Consider the following 15,055-nt stretch of genomic DNA (forward strand, 5'->3'; position numbering starts at 1 on the left):
GGCGGTTCAGATGGTCGGTCTGCGGGCCTCGAAGAGGTGGCGGGTGCTGTGGGCGACGAAGGGGCCCTGTGCGGTGATCCGCTCGTGCAGGGCCCGCAGCCGCGGCTCGTGGGCCTCGACGGTGAAACCCGGCACCATCCAGACGACCTTGCGCAGGAAGTGGACGACGGCGGCGATGTCGTGGAACTCGATCCGCAGGCGTTCCGCGCGCAGGTCGACGATCTCCAGGCCCGCCGCCTCGGCCCCGGCACGTTCGATGTCGGGGTGCCGGTCGTGACTCGCCGCCTCGGGCTGCGGGCCGAGGAAGTACTCGACGAGCTCGTAGACGCTGCGGGGGCCGACGTGCTGGGCGAAGTAGGTGCCGCCGGGCTGCAGCACCCGGGCGATCTCCCCCCACAGGGGCCGGACCGGGTGCCGGCTGGTGACCAGGTCGAAGGCCGCGTCGGCGAAGGGCAGCGGGGCGTCCTCCGGGGAGTCGACGACCGCGATGCCGCGCGGCCGCAGCAGGGCGGTGGCCTTGGCGACGTTCGCCGGCCAGCCCTCGGTCGCCACGGTGAGGGCGGGTGCGGCGGCGGCCCGGGCGAGGGCGAAGTCCAGGACCTCACCGCCGCCGGTCTGGATGTCGAGCACGGCCGTGGCCCCCGCCAGCCGCCCGGCCAACGACACCGCGTACCCCCACGACGGGCGTGCCTCGGTCGCCCGACCCTCGAACCACGAGAAGTCCCACCCCTCGGTGGGGACGGCGGCGCCCTCGGCGAGGAGGTCCTCGAAGATCTTGTCCGGGTGGTTGCGGTCGTCGCTCATGGGCTGATCGTGGCAGGAGGGGGCGGGGGGCCGCCGCCGATTATCTTCCGCCCGCCTCGTTCCGGCCGGACCCGGTCTCAGTCGTGTTCCACGTCGTAGCGGAGCAGGACGACGCCGTTGCCGAAGGCGCGGGACTCGACGAGGTGGAGGCCGGTCATCGTGTCGGCGTGCCGGAAGAGGGGTTTGCCCCGGCCGATCAGCACGGGGTGGACGTAGAGCCGGATCCGGTCGACGAGGCCGTGGCGGAGGAAGACGTCGGCAAGGTCGGCACCGCCCAGTCCCAGGTCACCGGGCCCCAGCCCGGCGTGGTGCTGCTCCTTGAGGGCCCGCACCTCCGCCGGGACGACCTCCCGCACGATCGTCGTGTTCCAGTCGGCGTGCCGAAGCGTGCGGGAGTAGACGTACTTCGGGATCTCGCGCCAGATGCCGGCGAACTCGGCCATCACCGCGGGGGTCTCGGGGTCGGCGTCGGCGGTGGGCCAGAAATCGGCCATGAGGTCGTAGGTGACCCGGCCGGAGAGGAGGCCCGCCATCCCGGCGACGGCGTCGTTGGCGTCCTGGTGGATCTCGTCGTCGACGCGGTGCCAGGAGATGTCGCGGCCCGGCCCCTCCATGTATCCGTCCAGGGACACCGACATCATCAGGACGATCTTCCGCATACGACGGCCACCTCTTCGTGTCCCGGCTCGCTACCGTGCCGAGGGTAGCGAGGCGAGTGAGGGGAGTCGGGGTATGGCGCGCTGGCGGGACGGGCGGGCGGAGCTGGTGGTGGCCGGGGCGGGGGCGGGGGACCGCGCGCGGATCCCGTTGGAGATCGCCGCCTCCTACCGGGCCCGTACCAGGGGTCTCCTGGGCCGGGACGCCGTGGAGGGGGCGATGCTGCTCACGCCGGCCGGCAGCGTGCACACCTTCGGCATGCGCATCCCCATCGACGTCGCCTATCTCGACCGTCGGCTGACGGTCGTCGCCGTACGCACCATGCCCCCGGGCCGCCTGGGCCTGCCCCGCCTCCGCTCCCGCCATGTCCTGGAGTCGGCGGCGGGGGCGATGGAGGGGTGGGGGGTGCGGGCGGGGGTGCGCGTCGAGGTGGTCGAGGTCAGCTCGCCGTCCTCGGGAAGGTGACCTCCACGCGGCGGTTCTTCTTGCGGCCCTCCTCCGTCGCGTTGTCGGCGATGGGGTACTGCTCGCCGTAGCCGCGGACCTCGAAGGTGATGGCGGGGTCGTTCAGGTCGCCGGCGAGTTCCGCCTGGACGGCGTCGGCGCGCTGTTTCGACAGGACGTCGCCGTGGGAGGAGGAGCCGAGGTTGTCGGTGAAGCCGAAGACGCGGACCAGTTGGGTGTTCTGTTTCTTGATCTCGTCGGCGATCACCGCGATACGGGCCTTCGCGTCCGCGCCGAGCTTCGCGCTGTCCTTGGCGAACAGGACCTCCGCCTGCAGGGCGAACGTCACGTCCGCGTTGGTGTCCTCGCGCCGTTCGTCGCCGGACTCGTCCTCCACCACCTGCTTGATGTCGAGGACCTTGGGCTCGGCGAGCGTGCCGCCCTCGGGGAGTTTCAGGTCGGGGTCGTTGGGGTCCACCTCGACCGGTGCGGTGGCGGTGGGTTCGGTGCCCGGGGGGACGCTGGGGGTGGTGTCGTCGGCCTGGGCGGCGGGGGCCGTGGCGAGGACGAGGAGCGTGGCGGTGGCCACCGCCAGGGAGAGACGTGGGGTCATGGCCGGCCTCACCCGGAGATCTTGATGACCGCGCTGGGGAACAGCGGGAGCTGGAAGGTGACCTCCGTGCTGCTCGCGGGCGGGGCGGGGAACTGCAGGAAGACGTCGATCGTCTCCCCCGCCTTCAGCGTCGAGAACCCGGTGGTGGTGAGGGGGCGGCCTTCTGTGTCGCGGAGGACGTAGTAGCGCTTCTTGCTCTTGGAGTCGACGAGGGTGGCTCCGCCGAGGGAGCGGCCGTTGTTCATGATCTCGGTCTCGTTACCACTCAGCGCCGAGGGGATCGTCGCGAGTTCCCCGCCGTCGTTCTTGATGGCGCCGTTCACCGTGACGAAGCCGCCGGTGTCCCGTACCGCGGAGGTGATCTGGAGGAGCAGCCCGCCCGGGCCCTTCAGCTCGGCGATCGGCGCCTCGGACTCCCCCTCCTGCGGATTGGGCTGCGATCCACCGGCCTTCGAGGCGGACGACGAGCTCTGGGGCTTCTTGTCGTCCCCGCCGCCACCGCCGCACGCGGCAGAGCCGAGAGCCAGCCCGGCCACGACGGTCAGTGCGACCATCGCCCTGCGGGCTTTCCCCGTGAATCGCATGTTCATCAATCCGCTTCCTTCCTCAGCCTGTGGCCAGGTGCACGTCGAACAGGTCCTCGGGGCCGGGCAGATCGGTCGGGTCGTCCGGATCCAGCTCCCAGTCCACGTCGTCGCACTTGAGCGTCGGGAGTACGTCGTCCTCGGCGTCCTCGCCCGGCAACTCGAACGTGCACAGCGGCTCGATCACGGCAGTCGCGGAGGCGTGCGCCCGACGGGTGCTCGTGATGGGCAGCACGGAGTCCCCCATGCCCTTGTTCGTCTGCACGGTGACGTGGTAACCGAGCAGCCCGGCCGGCGAGCACCGGACGTCGCCCGCGTCGTTCATGGACGCCAGTTGTTCCGCCCGCCAGCACCCGTCGGTCGCCCCGACACCGTCGAAGATGTCCTGCCACTTGGTCGGATCACGGAGGTCCAGCGCCCACTGGTCGGCCAGTTGTTTCCTCGTCTCCTGCGCGGCCGCCAGTGCCGCCGCGTCGGCGGCTGTCTGGGCGCCGTTGCGGTTCACCGCCGCCTGGCCGACCGCGAAGTACGCGAACGCGAGAAAGAGCAGGCCCGCCACCACCGTGATGTAGATGGGGAAAGCCTGCCCCGAATCGCCGCGCCCCCGCGCTCGGATCAGGGGGCCACCTTGCCGATCTGGGTGGTGAGCTTGTCCACGATCGTCTGGCCCAGATTCGTGTTCGCGATCAACACCACGATCGCCACCACCACCGCGATGATCCCCAGATACTCGACCGCGGTCTGCCCCCTGTCGTCGGCGGTGCGGCGCCGTACCGCCTCCGTCACCCGGACCATGGCCGCGACGACGGTCTTCAGCAGCAGGTCGCTCATGGCGTTCCTCTCGGTTTGAGGCATTGGCAGGAGGAACGTAGGGCGCGCGGGGTGTCCCGGACGAGGGTCCCAGGGCCCAATTTCCCAGCCACTTGGCCGCCGCCTCGGCGCGGCTGCTGCTGTGCAGCTTGGCGAAGATGCGGTTGATGTGATTCTTGACCGTCTTCTCGCTGATGAAGCATGCGGCGGCGATCTGCTGGTTGTTCATGCCCGACGCGATGAGGTCCATGATCTCCGCCTCCCTCGCGCTGAGCTGGAACCCCGCCCGGTGACCCGACGGATCCGACTGTCCCACAGACGGTTGCAGTCGCGAAAGCTGTTCGGGGAAAGTCAGCGGAAGTAAGGGACTTAAGGGCACACTCCCGTGTGCATTCGCACTCCTCACCGCTTCCTTCAGCTCCTCCACCGTGAACTCCCCGTGTACCAGATAGCCGCTCGCCCCGCCCCGCAGCGCCGCCCGGACCGTTTCCGGGTCGTGGCTGTACGTCAGCATCAGGACCGTGGTGATCCGGGCCAGGTGGGGCAGGGCGGTGAGGCCGTCGACACCGGGCATGCGGACGTCGAGGAGGACCACGTCGGGGCGGTGCCGCAGGGCGGCCTCGCAGGCCTCGTGGCCGTCCGCCGCCTCCGCCACGACCGTGAAGTCCGGGCAGCTCGACAGGAGCGCGGTGAGTCCCGCGCGGACCACCGGGTTGTCGTCGGCCACCACTACACGTACGGCGGACCGGTCCGGCATGGTGACTCCTCTCGGAAGGTCAGGGCGGCCAGGGGGAGTTCCAGGCGGACCTCGGTGCCGGGGGTGCGGTCGTCGCGGGGCGCGACGCGCAGTCGGGCGCCCACGCAGGCGGCCCGTTCCGCCATGCCGACCAGGCCGAAGTGGCCGGTGCGGCGGAGGTGTTCGAGGGTGGTGCCGGGCGGCAGGCCGCGGCCGTCGTCGTGGACGGTGAGGGTGAGGAGGTCGTCCTGGACGCCCGCGCGGACCTCGACCGCCGTGGGGGCCGCGTGACGGTGGGCGTTCTCCATGGCCTCGGTGGTGATGGTGAGGAGCTGACGGGCCACCATCGGGGGCACGGGGAGGGTCGTACGGTCGCCGGTGGGGCGGTAGGTGACCCGAAGCCCGGTGCGTTCGGCGAAGTCGTCGGCGCGGGCCGCCAGTTGGGGCAGCACGTCCACGCCGCCGACGGGATCCGGCTCGCGGCGCAGGTCGGTGAGGAGGTCGCGGGACTCGGTGGCCGCCCTGCGGGCCGACCGGGCGACCAGTTCCGCCTGTCGTCGCACCTGCGCGGGGTCCGTCGAGGACGCCAGGGCCTCCGCCGCGAGGGCGACGCCGTGCAGGGTCTTGGCCAGGGAGTCGTGCATCTCGCGGGCGAGGCGGGCCCGTTCGGCGGTCACCGCCTCGGCGGCGGCGAGCCGGGCGCGTACGGCGGTCAGGGCCTGGGTGGCCGCGCCGAAACGGAGCAGCAGGCCGCGCAGGGTGGAGCCGACCGCTCCGGTGATGACGCAGAAGCCGGGGAGGACGAGGCGTTCGGCGAGGGTCGTGTCGGAGGTGTGGCCGACCGTGGCCTGCACCAGCAGCAGGATCAGCGACTGGAGCGAGGCGAAGCAGGCGGCACCGCGCCAGCCGTAGACGACGCCGGCGAGGAGGGGGGTGCAGACGCTGACGTAGGCGAGGGTGGTGTCCGGGCCGGCGGAGATGAGCAGGAGGGTGCCGAAGGCGGTGTCCGCGGCCAGCAGGGTGGGGTGGCGCAGGAGGAGGGGGCCGAAGCGTTCCCAGTCGCGGAAGAGGACGTAGGAGCCCATGAAGGTGACGACCACGGCCGCGCCGACGAGGCGGACGCCCAGGCCCGGGGAGGCGTGCAGCAGGGCGGAGGGGGCGGCCAGGGCGATCATCGCGAGGCGGAAGCCGAAGACCTGCCGGCACAGGGACTGCACGGCGTTCACCTGGAGACCGACGCTCTCCTCGCCCGTCCGCACCGTGCCCGCGGTTTCCGTCATGACCGGCCGCCTACTCCCCCGTGATCGAGCTGAAGTCCGTGCCGGAGCCGAGCAGCATGCCCGCACCGAGGAGGAGCATCGTCGCCGGCACCATGAACGTGGTGATCATCAGCGTGGCCTTGGGGACCGCGCGGGCGGCCTTGCGGCGGGCGTTCTGGGCGTCGGTGCGGCGCATGTCCTTGGCGATGGCGACGAGCGTGTCGACGATCGGGGCGCCGAGTTCCTCGCCCTGCTGGAGGGCGGTGACGAACATGGCGACCTGTTCGGAGTCGTTGCGGCGGCGCAGTTCCTCGAAGGCCTCGCGGCGGCTCATGCCGAGGTCCATCTGGCGGAGCGTGATGCGGATCTCGTCCGCCCAGGGGCCCTCGTACTTGGAGGCGACCCGGTCGAGGGCCTGTCGGAAGCCGAGGCCGGCGCTGACGACGACGGCGAGGACGTCGAGGAAGTCGGGCAGGGTGCGTTCGATGGCGTCCTTGCGGACCCGGATCGCCGACCAGATGCCGACCTCGGACCAGAAGGCGGCGAAGGCGAGCATGAGCAGCGTGACGAAGAAGCTGCCCTGGAGGAGGGCGGCCAGGGCGCCGAGGCCGCCGATCGCGCCGTAGACCGCGCGGCGGGCGGCGTAGCGGTCGATGGTCAGGCCGCCCGGGTTGCCCGCGAGGTCGATACGGCGGCGGTAGCGGGCGACCTGCTTGGGGCCCATCAGCCGCAGCACGGCGGGCGCGTACCGCATGCCCATGCGGTCGACGAGGGAGCCGACGGCGCTGGTGCGGGTGGCGCCGACCTCCAGGGCGAGGACGAGGTCGCTGGGGAGTTTCACCTCGGCCCGGTACATGCGGATCCCGGCGAAGGCGCCCCAGACGGCGAGGCCCATGAGGAGGGCGAGCAGGAGTTCCATGGTCCGCGTCCCCTCCTCAGACGTCGATGCGGGACATACGGCGGATGAGGACGAAGCCGACGGCGTAGAGGCCGAAGGCGACGATGACACAGGCCTGGCCGACCGCCGAGGACGTCATCCGGTCGAGGGTGCCGTCGTTGACGCCGTCCATGAGGAACAGGGCGCCGATTCCGAGCACCGGGACGGCGTACGAGGTCATGTTGACCTGGGAGAGCTGGGTCCGTACCTCGCGCCGGGTCTCCTTGCGTTCCTCCAGGGTCTCCGTGAGGTTGCGCAGCGCGCCGACGACCTGGCCGCCGGCCCGGTTGGACAGGACCAGGGTGGTGACGAGGACGACGAGTTCACGGGAGGGGAGGCGGTCGGCGAGTTCACCGAGGGCGTCGTCGATGGAGTGGCCGATGGCCAACTGGTCGGCGACCTTGCCGAGTTCCTCGCCGGCCGGGGCCTCCAGCTCCTCCGCCGCCATGCCGATCGCGGTGCGCAGGGCGAGTCCGGCGTGGGTGGCGTTGGCCAGGATGCGGGCCAGTTCGGGGAGTTGGTTGATGAACTTCTCGATGCGTTTCTGGCGCTGCCAGTTGAGGAACTGGACCGCCGCCCACAGTCCGAGGAGTCCGGCGAGCGGGCCGAAGAAGGGGGCCAGGACGGCCTGGCCGACCAGCCACAGGCCGGCCACGGTGGCGAGCATGTAGACGAAGAACTCGCCGGGGGTGACGTCCAGGCCGGTGGCCGCGAGTTTCAGCTCCAGTCTGCGGCCCGTCTTCGTCCGGCGCAGCCGGCGGTCCAGCTCGCGGAAGCGGCGTCGGCGGCCGCCCAGGGGGGCCTGGCCGGTGTAGGACAGGCGTTCCACGAGGGCGGCGCGCTGGGCGCGGCCCTTGGCGTAGACATGGACGCCCGCGACGGCCAGGGCGCAGGTCAGGAGGGTCACGCCGGTGGTGAGGGTGATGAGGGTGTCGAGGGTCATCGCTGCTACCGGGCTTCCCTTGTCGTGAGTTCGAGGGCGTCGCGGGCGACTCCGAACGCCTGCGGGATCTGCTGGCCCGCCATGTAGAGGCGGTCGGCGGTGCGGCGCGGGAGGGGGTGGTACGCGAAGGCGCCGTGGACGCGGCCGTCGGCGGTCATCGGCCGGGCGTCGAAGCGGGCGACGGTGGCGAGCCGGAAGGCCTCCGAGCCGTGGCTGTCGAGGATCGCCACCTCGGTGATCCGCCGGGCGCCGTCGGCGAACCGGGTGAGCTGCACGATCACGTCGACCGCGCTGTTGATCTGGTCGTGGAGCGCGACGAAGGGGATCTCGACGTCGGACATCGAGGCGAGGGTCTGCAGCCGCATCAGCGCGTCCTCGGCGCTGTTGGCGTGGACGGTGGCGAGCGAGCCGTCGTGGCCGGTCGACATCGCCTGGAGCATGTCGAGGGACTCGCCGCCGCGGACCTCACCGACGACGATCCGGTCGGGGCGCATCCGCAGCGAGTTGCGCACCAGGTCGCGGATGGTGATCCGGCCGTTGCCCTCGACGTTGGGCGGCCGGGACTCCAGCCGGATGACGTGGGACTGCTGGAGCTGGAGTTCCGCCGAGTCCTCGATGGTGATGATCCGCTCGCTCTCCGGGATGAGCCCGGACAGGGCGTTGAGCAGGGTCGTCTTGCCGGTGCCGGTGGCGCCGGAGACGATCACGTTGAACTTCGCCTGCACCAGCCCCGCCAGCAGATGGAGCATGGGTTCGTCGAGGGAGCCGAAGCGGATGAGCTCGTGGAGGGTGAAGGAGCGCGGGAAGCGGCGGATGGTGAGGGTGGGGCCGGTCAGGGAGAGCGGCGGGATGATCACGTTGACGCGTTCCCCGGAGGGAAGGCGGGCGTCCACCATCGGGTTCGTCTCGTCGACGCGGCGGTTGACGGTCGACACGATCCGTTCGATGGTCTGCATGAGCTGGTCGTTCGAGGCGAACCGCAGGGGGAGTTGCTCGACCCGGCCGCCCCGCTCGACGAAGATCGCGTCCGGGCCGTTCACCATGATCTCGGTGATGGAGGCGTCCTCGAGGAGCGGTTCGAGGATGCCGAGGCCGAGCGCCTCGTCGACGACCCGGCGGATGAGCTGCGAGCGCTCGCCCGTCGACAGCACCGGCCCCTCGCGGCTGATGATGTGGCCGAGGACCCGCTCCAGCCGGGCCCGGCGCTCGGCCGCCGCGAGCGAGCTCATCTCGGCGAGGTCGATCTCCTCCAGCAGCTTGGTCCGGTAGGAGGAGACCAGATGGGCGTCCTCGCCCCGGCCGCCCCGCTCCTCGGGGGAGGTGATGCGTGCCCGCAGGCTCATCTCTGTGCCGCCTTCCTTCAGTGGTCGACCGGCATCGTGGCCGTCTTGCGGGCGGTGCCGAAGCTGTCGATGCCGGGGATCACGGACGGGATGGTGACGCCGGCGGTCACCTGGACCTCGTCGCCCAGGTCGGCGCGCGAACAGCTCACCGACAGCCATCCGCTGACCGCCCGGGCGCAGTCCCCGGCGAAGTCCTGGTCGAGGGAGGCGCTACGGGCCCCGGTGCGGGCCGCCGTGCCCGCCTGCTGGGCGGCGTACGCGAAGAGCCCGAGCTGGACGGCGCCCAGGGCGACGATCAGCAGCAGGGGCAGGAAGCCGAGGTACTCCAGCGCGACCTGCCCCCGGTCGCCGCGCCTGCGCGGTGGGTACGGCATCTCAGTCGCCGTCCTCTTCCTCGACGGCCCCGGCGTGCCCGTGCACGGTGAACGGGAAGTCGATCGTCCCCGGGAACAGGACGGGGACGCGCAGGGAGACGTCGGCGGTCACATAGCCGCCGCCGGTGCCGCAGTCCACGTCGGCGTTCCCCCTCCACGCGTCCCCCAGCTTGTCCAGGCCCGCCTCCTGGCAGGCCCCCTCCCGCCCCCCGGGGTGCGCCGCGGTGCCCGCCCGGACCGCCTCGTCGGCAGCATTCCCCGCGAGCGTGAACGTGTACCCCACCAGCACGCACTGCCACACCACGACCAGGGTCACGATGATCAGCGGGGTCATGCCGAGGAACTCGATCGTGACCTGGCCGCGGTCGCTTCCGCGGGGGAGTCGCCTCGTCACGGCGCTCACTCCTTCCGCCGCCGGAAGCCGCCCGTGCCCCGCTCCCCGCCCCGGGCCCGTCCGCCGCGGCGTACGAGGGCCGTCTCCGGCGCCTTGACCAGGCCCAGTTCGGCGGCGAGCGCCCACAGGGCCTGGCGGACGGCGCCCTTGCCGTCGAGGGCGTGGACGCGGCCGGTGTCGACGGCGGCCTGGAGTTCGCGGAAGTTGGCGGGGACCGCGGTGGCGGCGACGGCGGTGCCGGTGATCTTCTGGATGAGCGGGGGCTGGATCTCCGTACCGCGGGTGTGCCGGTTGACGACGACGGTCGTCTCCTCGGCCTTGCGGACCTGGAGCCGGTCCCACATGCGGACGGTGCGTTTGGCGCCGCGGACGGCGACCACGTCCGGGGTGGTGACGAGCAGGGCCCGGTCGGCCATCTCGACGGCGGCGGCCCCGGCGCCGCTGAGCTGGGCACCGCAGTCGACGATCACGACCTCGTAGCGGGAGCGCAGGGCGCCGACGATCTGCCGTACGGCGCGGTCGGTGACCTCCTCGCCGCGTTCGCCCTCGGCGGGGGCGAGCAGGAGGGCCACTCCGGAGTCGTGGCGGAAGACGGCCTCGGCGAGGATGCGGGGCGAGAGGTCGGTGATGGCGGCGAGGTCGACGACCGAGCGGCGGAACTGGACGTCCAGGTAGGAGGCGACGTCACCGGTCTGCAGGTCGAGGTCGACGAGGGCGGTGGGCCGGCCGGAGGCCTGGGCGGCGAGGGCGAGTTGCACGGCGGTGAGCGTGGCGCCCACTCCCCCCTTGGCGCCGCTGACGGTGACGACGGTGCCGCCGACGCCGGGGAACACGTCTCCCCCGTGGCCGAGATGACGTCGTACGCCGACGGACCACTGGGCGACGGCCTGGACGCGGTGGGCGAGTTCCTCGTAGCCGAGGGGCAGGGTGACGAGGCCTCGGGCGCCGGAGTCCATGGCGGCCTGGAAGAGGCCGGGCCCGGCGTCCGTGGTGACGAGGATGACGCCGACCGCCGGGAAGCGCAGGGCGACCTCGCGGACCAGTTCCAGCGCCGGTACGGGCCCGATGCGTTCATGGACGATCACCACCTCGGGGAGTTCGTCGACGGACTCGGCGGCGAGTCGGGCGAGGGTGTCGACGAGCTGGGTGGAGTCGGCGGCGGGGGTGACCGGTTCGGCGTCCGGGAGCTGGCTGAGCAGGGTGGTGAGGGAGCGGACCGCGTCCGCGTCGCCGACGGCCGGGAGGATCCTCGTGGGCATGGGCGGCGGCCTCTCACTTGTCCGTGACGAGTTCGTACGTACGGTCCTGGTCGGGGATCGTGGTGTCCCCGCCGGGGGCCACGAGGGCGAGGCGGACGCGCTTGGCGAAGGACTCCGCGTAGGTGATGCGCTGGGCGTCCAGGGTCGACAGGGCGAAGGTGATGGGGACCGCGTCGGTGGCGGAGTCGCGGTTGTCGCGGTCGGGTTCGAGGGCCTTGATCTCGCCGACGTCGAGGACGCGCGCGTTCGTCACGATGATCTTCGACTGGTCGGGGTCGGTGTCGCGGGCGCCCTCGAAGGTGGCGTACACGTTGACCGAGGACCCGGGCCGGATCTTGCCCGCCACGCCCGTCGCGGCGTCGACCATGATGGCGACCTCCTGCTGGCCCGGCCGCAGGGCGGGCTGGTCGACGATCATGTCGCTCTGCAGGAGCGAGCCCTTCTTGAGGGTCGTCACGGCGATCTTGTCGCGGATCGCGGCGAGGTCGGTGACGGCGTTCTGCGACAGCCAGCGCTTCGGCATCTCGATCTTCTTGAACTGGCTCTCCTCGAGGGCCGTGTACGGCGCGATGTCGGACCGCAGCTCGTAGGCGGTGACCTCGGGGCCGACCTTGGAGTTCACGTCGTCGATGACGGAGAGGACGCCGGCGAAGGCACCGAGGGCGCACAACACCGACAGGAGCAGGAGAATCACGCCGCGGCGCTGACGGGAGTTCATGGACCGTGCAACCTCGTTGGGGGTCGGGTCGAGCGGGAACGGTGGTCGGTGCCGGCGCCTCTCAGCCGGTGGTGGGGCGTCTCAGCCGGTGGTGAGGGCGCGGACGGGGCGGGCGGTGAGCTCGGCGGCGGGCGGCGGGGTGGCGGAGCAGAACACACAGCGGTCGCCGATGACGTCGATCCCGCACCAGTGACAGACGCCCTGACGGACCGAGGCGACGAGCTGGTAGAGCACCGACAGGTCGGGCAGATAGGCGCAGAACTCGATCAGTTTGGGGGTCCCCCACCAGTCGGCGGACTCGGCGGGCGCCTCGGTCTCCCGCAGCCCCTGCGCCTTCCAGGAGGGGGCGAGGGTGGCGGTGACCCACTCGGACTGGAGCTGGCCGCGGCCGACGAGCATCCACGTCCCGAACTCCGGCCCCGGGAGGGTGACGTCGGGAGCGGCCTTGACCAGCTCCGGCTGTGGATGGGCGAGCACGCCGAACTGACTACCCGGAACCCAGGACCGGGCATGCGAGGTCAGTCCGACGACCGGGACGCGGTCCAGCCGGGCGACGGACCCGAGGAGCGCGCCCGCGTGGAGGTAGTGGGTGAGCAGCCGGCCCGCCGAGGCGAGCACGCCCGGCCCGAGGTCGCAGGAGGCGAGCTGGCGCAACTGGCGGGCGAGGACGGCGACCGCGAGGGGCGGCAGGTCGGGCCGGAACAGCGCGATGCGGTCGCTCTCCAGGAGCGAGCGGATGGTGTGCAGCCGCTGTTCCACGGCGGGCCGCACGGCCCGCGAGTACACGACGACGAGATGTCCGTGCTGCTCGACGAGGCGCTGTACGGCCTCCAGGGCCTGCTCCAGCGGCTGCCGGTCCAGGTCGGCGAGCACGACGGCGGGCAGGGTCCGCTCGTCCTGCGGCGGCAGCGCCAGATCGGCGCCGGTCACGGCAACGGCAGTTGGCACGCGCAGCTCCCCGATTCCCGCGGTCCGGCCCACCGGGTGTTACTCCGGCGCACCGGGGTGACTTCATTGCGTGACTACGTCAGCACTGTAACCACGCGCTTGTGGCCGGAGAACAGCTTTCCGTAGCTGGTAAGGAACTGTTCTTCGCGCAAGTCACGGCAAACCGGGGCAGGTTGCGCACACGCACCCTCCACAAGCGGATCTCTTGACAAGCGAATTGGTCTGGACCAACGTATTGTCATGTCCCCACATAAACGAGTGACGAGACTGTGGTCGGGGGCGGTTTGCGCCGCCCTCGCCCTGTCCCTGGCGGGCGCGGCTCAGGCGTCCGCCGCGGACATCAACAACGCGAGGAACGCCGGCTTCGAGTCCGGCCTCGCCAACTGGACCTGTACGGCGGGCAGCGGTACGACGGTGTCCTCGCCGGTGCACGGCGGCGCGGCCGCGCTGAAGGCGACCCCGGCCGGCCAGGACAACGCACGGTGCACCCAGACGGTGGCCGTGAAACCCAACTCCACCTACACGCTCGGCGCCTGGGTGCAGGGCGGCTACGCCTACCTGGGCGTGACGGGCACGGGCACGACGGACGTGTCCACCTGGACCCCCGACTCCGCCTCGTGGAAGCAACTCCTGACCACCTTCACCACCGGGGCGTCCACCACCTCGGTGACGGTCTACACCCACGGCTGGTACGGCCAGCAGCCCTACTACGCCGACGACGTCTCGGTCCAGGGACCCGACGGCGGCGGAGGCGGCGACCCGGCCCCCACGATCCCCTCCGCGCCGACGGCCCCGACGGTCTCCGGCACGACCTCCTCGTCCGTCTCCCTGTCCTGGTCCGCGGTCTCGAACGCGACCGGCTACACCGTCTACCGGTCCGGTACGAAGGTCATCTCCGTGACGGGCACCTCGGCCACCGTGACCGGGCTCGCGGCCTCGACGTCGTACAGCTTCCAGGTGACGGCGACGAACGCGGCGGGCGAGTCGCCGAAGTCGGCGGCGGTGACGGGTACGACGACGGCCGCGTCCGGCGGTTCACTGCCCCGGCACGCGGTGACCGGCTACTGGCAGAACTTCAACAACGGCGCGACGGTCCAGCGCATCTCGGACGTCCCCGCCGCGTACGACATCGTCGCCGTCGCCTTCGCCGACGCGACGACGACACCGGGCGCCGTCACCTTCACCCTCGACTCGGCCGGGCTCGGCGGATACACCGTCGACCAGTTCAAGGCCGACATCCGGGCGAAGCAGGCGGCCGGCAAGAAGGTGATCGTCTCGGTCGGCGGTCAGAACGGCACGGTGTCGGTGAGCGACGCGACCTCGGCGGCCAACTTCGCGAACTCCGTGTACGCGCTGATGCAGACGTACGGCTTCGACGGCGTCGACATCGACCTGGAGAACGGTCTGAACGCGACGTACATGAGCCAGGCGCTGAGGGCGTTGTCCTCGAAGGCGGGCTCGTCGCTCGTGCTGACGATGGCCCCGCAGACGATCGACATGCAGTCCACGTCGAACGCCTACTTCCAGACCGCGCTGAACGTGAAGGACATCCTCACGGTCGTCAACATGCAGTACTACAACAGCGGTTCGATGCTGGGCTGCGACGGCAAGGTCTACAGCCAGGGCTCGGTGGACTTCCTCACGGCCCTCGCCTGCATCCAACTGGAGGGCGGCCTCGCCCCGTCCCAGGTCGGCCTGGGCCTGCCGGCCTCCCCCAGCGGCGCGGGCAGCGGATACGTCTCCCCCACGGTGGTCAACAACGCGCTGGACTGCCTCACGCGGGGCACGGGCTGCGGCTCCTTCAAACCCGCGAAGACCTATCCGGACCTGCGCGGCGCCATGACCTGGTCCACCAACTGGGACGCGGCGGCGGGCAACGCCTGGTCCTCGACCGTGGGGGCGCATGTGCACGCGCTACCGTGAGCCGCGCCCGCTGCCACGCAGGGCGCGGGCACACCAGCCGATGACCGTCGCGTTGACCAGGGCTCCGAAGGCGATGGCGAGCACGATCATCGAGACGTGGTCCGGGAGGGCCAGGAGGACCAGGCTGGCGGGGGCCGTGGCCAGGAGGGGGACGACTCCGGCCATGGACTCGCCGGAGTCGTCCAGGGCGGTCACCACCAGGGCCCACACCAACAGGCCCGCGCAGAGCGCCAGGTAGGCGAGGGCGAAGACGTCGGTCAGGGCGTGCCGCAGTCGGCCGGTCACGGTGTCGGTCATGGAGGGCTCTTC

General features: G+C 71.5%; 18 protein-coding genes and 1 pseudogene. 2 read left to right on the forward strand and 17 right to left on the reverse strand.

What is annotated here, in order from left to right:
* Positions 1 to 6: 6 nt before the first annotated feature.
* Both OG852_RS18240 and OG852_RS18245 read right to left on the reverse strand, forming a co-directional pair.
* The gene (locus OG852_RS18240) at positions 7 to 804 is read right to left on the reverse strand and encodes a methyltransferase domain-containing protein (protein WP_330348454.1); all 798 of its coding nucleotides are present in this window, start codon (positions 802 to 804) and stop codon (positions 7 to 9) included.
* 77 nt (positions 805 to 881) lie between these two features.
* Complete coding sequence (locus tag OG852_RS18245) at positions 882 to 1,463, reverse strand: dihydrofolate reductase family protein (RefSeq protein WP_330348455.1); 582 nt, start codon at positions 1,461 to 1,463, stop codon at positions 882 to 884.
* Between the two features lie 73 nt (positions 1,464 to 1,536).
* Between OG852_RS18245 and OG852_RS18250 the strand changes: the two genes are divergently transcribed.
* Positions 1,537 to 1,926, forward strand: coding sequence for a DUF192 domain-containing protein (locus OG852_RS18250; RefSeq protein ID WP_133912650.1), 390 nt, complete (start codon positions 1,537 to 1,539; stop codon positions 1,924 to 1,926).
* Here OG852_RS18250 and OG852_RS18255 read toward each other — a convergent pair.
* The 14 genes and pseudogenes from OG852_RS18255 to OG852_RS18320 form a co-directional block, all read right to left on the reverse strand.
* Positions 1,901 to 2,518, reverse strand: a complete 618-nt coding sequence (locus tag OG852_RS18255; protein ID WP_133912651.1) for an OmpA family protein — start codon at positions 2,516 to 2,518, stop codon at positions 1,901 to 1,903. The genes OG852_RS18250 and OG852_RS18255 overlap by 26 nt on opposite strands.
* Before the next feature lie 8 nt (positions 2,519 to 2,526).
* Complete coding sequence (locus OG852_RS18260) at positions 2,527 to 3,108, reverse strand: hypothetical protein (protein WP_133912652.1); 582 nt, start codon at positions 3,106 to 3,108, stop codon at positions 2,527 to 2,529.
* A 16-nt stretch (positions 3,109 to 3,124) separates the two neighbouring features.
* On the reverse strand, positions 3,125 to 3,721 hold the full coding sequence (locus OG852_RS18265; protein WP_443064649.1) for a pilus assembly protein TadG-related protein: 597 nt from the start codon (positions 3,719 to 3,721) through the stop codon (positions 3,125 to 3,127).
* On the reverse strand, positions 3,718 to 3,933 hold the full coding sequence (locus tag OG852_RS18270) for a Flp family type IVb pilin (protein WP_133912890.1): 216 nt from the start codon (positions 3,931 to 3,933) through the stop codon (positions 3,718 to 3,720). The genes OG852_RS18265 and OG852_RS18270 overlap by 4 nt, the downstream gene beginning before the upstream one ends.
* A gap of 82 nt (positions 3,934 to 4,015) precedes the next feature.
* A pseudogene (locus OG852_RS18275) lies at positions 4,016 to 4,669 on the reverse strand (response regulator); the annotation flags it as partial.
* Positions 4,642 to 5,928 (reverse strand): sensor histidine kinase, encoded by a 1,287-nt coding sequence (locus tag OG852_RS18280; RefSeq protein ID WP_133912653.1) that lies wholly within the window; start codon positions 5,926 to 5,928, stop codon positions 4,642 to 4,644. The pseudogene OG852_RS18275 and the gene OG852_RS18280, both read right to left, overlap by 28 nt.
* Before the next feature lie 10 nt (positions 5,929 to 5,938).
* Positions 5,939 to 6,826, reverse strand: coding sequence for a DUF5936 domain-containing protein (locus OG852_RS18285; protein ID WP_133912654.1), 888 nt, complete (start codon positions 6,824 to 6,826; stop codon positions 5,939 to 5,941).
* Between the two features lie 16 nt (positions 6,827 to 6,842).
* The gene (locus OG852_RS18290) at positions 6,843 to 7,787 is read right to left on the reverse strand and encodes a type II secretion system F family protein (RefSeq protein WP_133912655.1); all 945 of its coding nucleotides are present in this window, start codon (positions 7,785 to 7,787) and stop codon (positions 6,843 to 6,845) included.
* A gap of 5 nt (positions 7,788 to 7,792) precedes the next feature.
* Positions 7,793 to 9,130 carry a CpaF family protein gene (locus OG852_RS18295; protein ID WP_133912656.1) on the reverse strand — a complete coding sequence of 446 codons (1,338 nt, stop codon included), beginning with the start codon at positions 9,128 to 9,130 and terminating at the stop codon, positions 7,793 to 7,795.
* Positions 9,131 to 9,147: 17 nt separating this feature from the next.
* Positions 9,148 to 9,504, reverse strand: coding sequence for a TadE/TadG family type IV pilus assembly protein (locus OG852_RS18300; RefSeq protein ID WP_133912657.1), 357 nt, complete (start codon positions 9,502 to 9,504; stop codon positions 9,148 to 9,150).
* Position 9,505: 1 nt separating this feature from the next.
* The gene (locus OG852_RS18305; protein WP_330351461.1) at positions 9,506 to 9,838 is read right to left on the reverse strand and encodes a pilus assembly protein; all 333 of its coding nucleotides are present in this window, start codon (positions 9,836 to 9,838) and stop codon (positions 9,506 to 9,508) included.
* A gap of 65 nt (positions 9,839 to 9,903) precedes the next feature.
* Entirely contained in the window at positions 9,904 to 11,157 is a 1,254-nt protein-coding gene (locus OG852_RS18310) for an AAA family ATPase (RefSeq protein ID WP_330348456.1), read from the reverse strand.
* A gap of 13 nt (positions 11,158 to 11,170) precedes the next feature.
* Entirely contained in the window at positions 11,171 to 11,875 is a 705-nt protein-coding gene (gene cpaB / locus OG852_RS18315) for a Flp pilus assembly protein CpaB (protein WP_330348457.1), read from the reverse strand.
* A gap of 81 nt (positions 11,876 to 11,956) precedes the next feature.
* Positions 11,957 to 12,823, reverse strand: coding sequence for a hypothetical protein (locus OG852_RS18320; protein ID WP_208117161.1), 867 nt, complete (start codon positions 12,821 to 12,823; stop codon positions 11,957 to 11,959).
* 240 nt (positions 12,824 to 13,063) lie between these two features.
* On the opposite strand from OG852_RS18320, the gene OG852_RS18325 reads away from it, so the two are divergent.
* On the forward strand, positions 13,064 to 14,746 hold the full coding sequence (locus OG852_RS18325; protein ID WP_330348458.1) for a chitinase: 1,683 nt from the start codon (positions 13,064 to 13,066) through the stop codon (positions 14,744 to 14,746).
* Here the strand turns inward: OG852_RS18325 and OG852_RS18330 are convergent.
* Entirely contained in the window at positions 14,738 to 15,043 is a 306-nt protein-coding gene (locus tag OG852_RS18330; protein WP_133912663.1) for an SCO4225 family membrane protein, read from the reverse strand. The genes OG852_RS18325 and OG852_RS18330 overlap by 9 nt on opposite strands.
* Positions 15,044 to 15,055 lie beyond the last annotated feature (12 nt).

It is taken from the genome of Streptomyces sp. NBC_00582, from assembly GCF_036345155.1.
In the GTDB taxonomy this organism is placed as follows: domain Bacteria; phylum Actinomycetota; class Actinomycetes; order Streptomycetales; family Streptomycetaceae; genus Streptomyces.

Bases quoted from the DNA above. Each gene is read 5' to 3' on its own strand.
- OG852_RS18240 (WP_330348454.1), bottom strand. From the start codon at position 804: ATGAGCGACGACCGCAACCACCCGGACAAGATCTTCGAGGACCTCCTC.
- OG852_RS18245 (WP_330348455.1), bottom strand. From the start codon at position 1,463: ATGCGGAAGATCGTCCTGATGATGTCGGTGTCCCTGGACGGATACATG.
- OG852_RS18250 (WP_133912650.1), top strand. From the start codon at position 1,537: ATGGCGCGCTGGCGGGACGGGCGGGCGGAGCTGGTGGTGGCCGGGGCG.
- OG852_RS18255 (WP_133912651.1), bottom strand. From the start codon at position 2,518: ATGACCCCACGTCTCTCCCTGGCGGTGGCCACCGCCACGCTCCTCGTC.
- OG852_RS18260 (WP_133912652.1), bottom strand. From the start codon at position 3,108: ATGAACATGCGATTCACGGGGAAAGCCCGCAGGGCGATGGTCGCACTG.
- OG852_RS18270 (WP_133912890.1), bottom strand. From the start codon at position 3,933: ATGAGCGACCTGCTGCTGAAGACCGTCGTCGCGGCCATGGTCCGGGTG.
- OG852_RS18280 (WP_133912653.1), bottom strand. From the start codon at position 5,928: ATGACGGAAACCGCGGGCACGGTGCGGACGGGCGAGGAGAGCGTCGGT.
- OG852_RS18285 (WP_133912654.1), bottom strand. From the start codon at position 6,826: ATGGAACTCCTGCTCGCCCTCCTCATGGGCCTCGCCGTCTGGGGCGCC.
- OG852_RS18290 (WP_133912655.1), bottom strand. From the start codon at position 7,787: ATGACCCTCGACACCCTCATCACCCTCACCACCGGCGTGACCCTCCTG.
- OG852_RS18295 (WP_133912656.1), bottom strand. From the start codon at position 9,130: ATGAGCCTGCGGGCACGCATCACCTCCCCCGAGGAGCGGGGCGGCCGG.
- OG852_RS18300 (WP_133912657.1), bottom strand. From the start codon at position 9,504: ATGCCGTACCCACCGCGCAGGCGCGGCGACCGGGGGCAGGTCGCGCTG.
- OG852_RS18305 (WP_330351461.1), bottom strand. From the start codon at position 9,838: ATGACCCCGCTGATCATCGTGACCCTGGTCGTGGTGTGGCAGTGCGTG.
- OG852_RS18310 (WP_330348456.1), bottom strand. From the start codon at position 11,157: ATGCCCACGAGGATCCTCCCGGCCGTCGGCGACGCGGACGCGGTCCGC.
- cpaB (WP_330348457.1), bottom strand. From the start codon at position 11,875: ATGAACTCCCGTCAGCGCCGCGGCGTGATTCTCCTGCTCCTGTCGGTG.
- OG852_RS18325 (WP_330348458.1), top strand. From the start codon at position 13,064: ATGTCCCCACATAAACGAGTGACGAGACTGTGGTCGGGGGCGGTTTGC.
- OG852_RS18330 (WP_133912663.1), bottom strand. From the start codon at position 15,043: ATGACCGACACCGTGACCGGCCGACTGCGGCACGCCCTGACCGACGTC.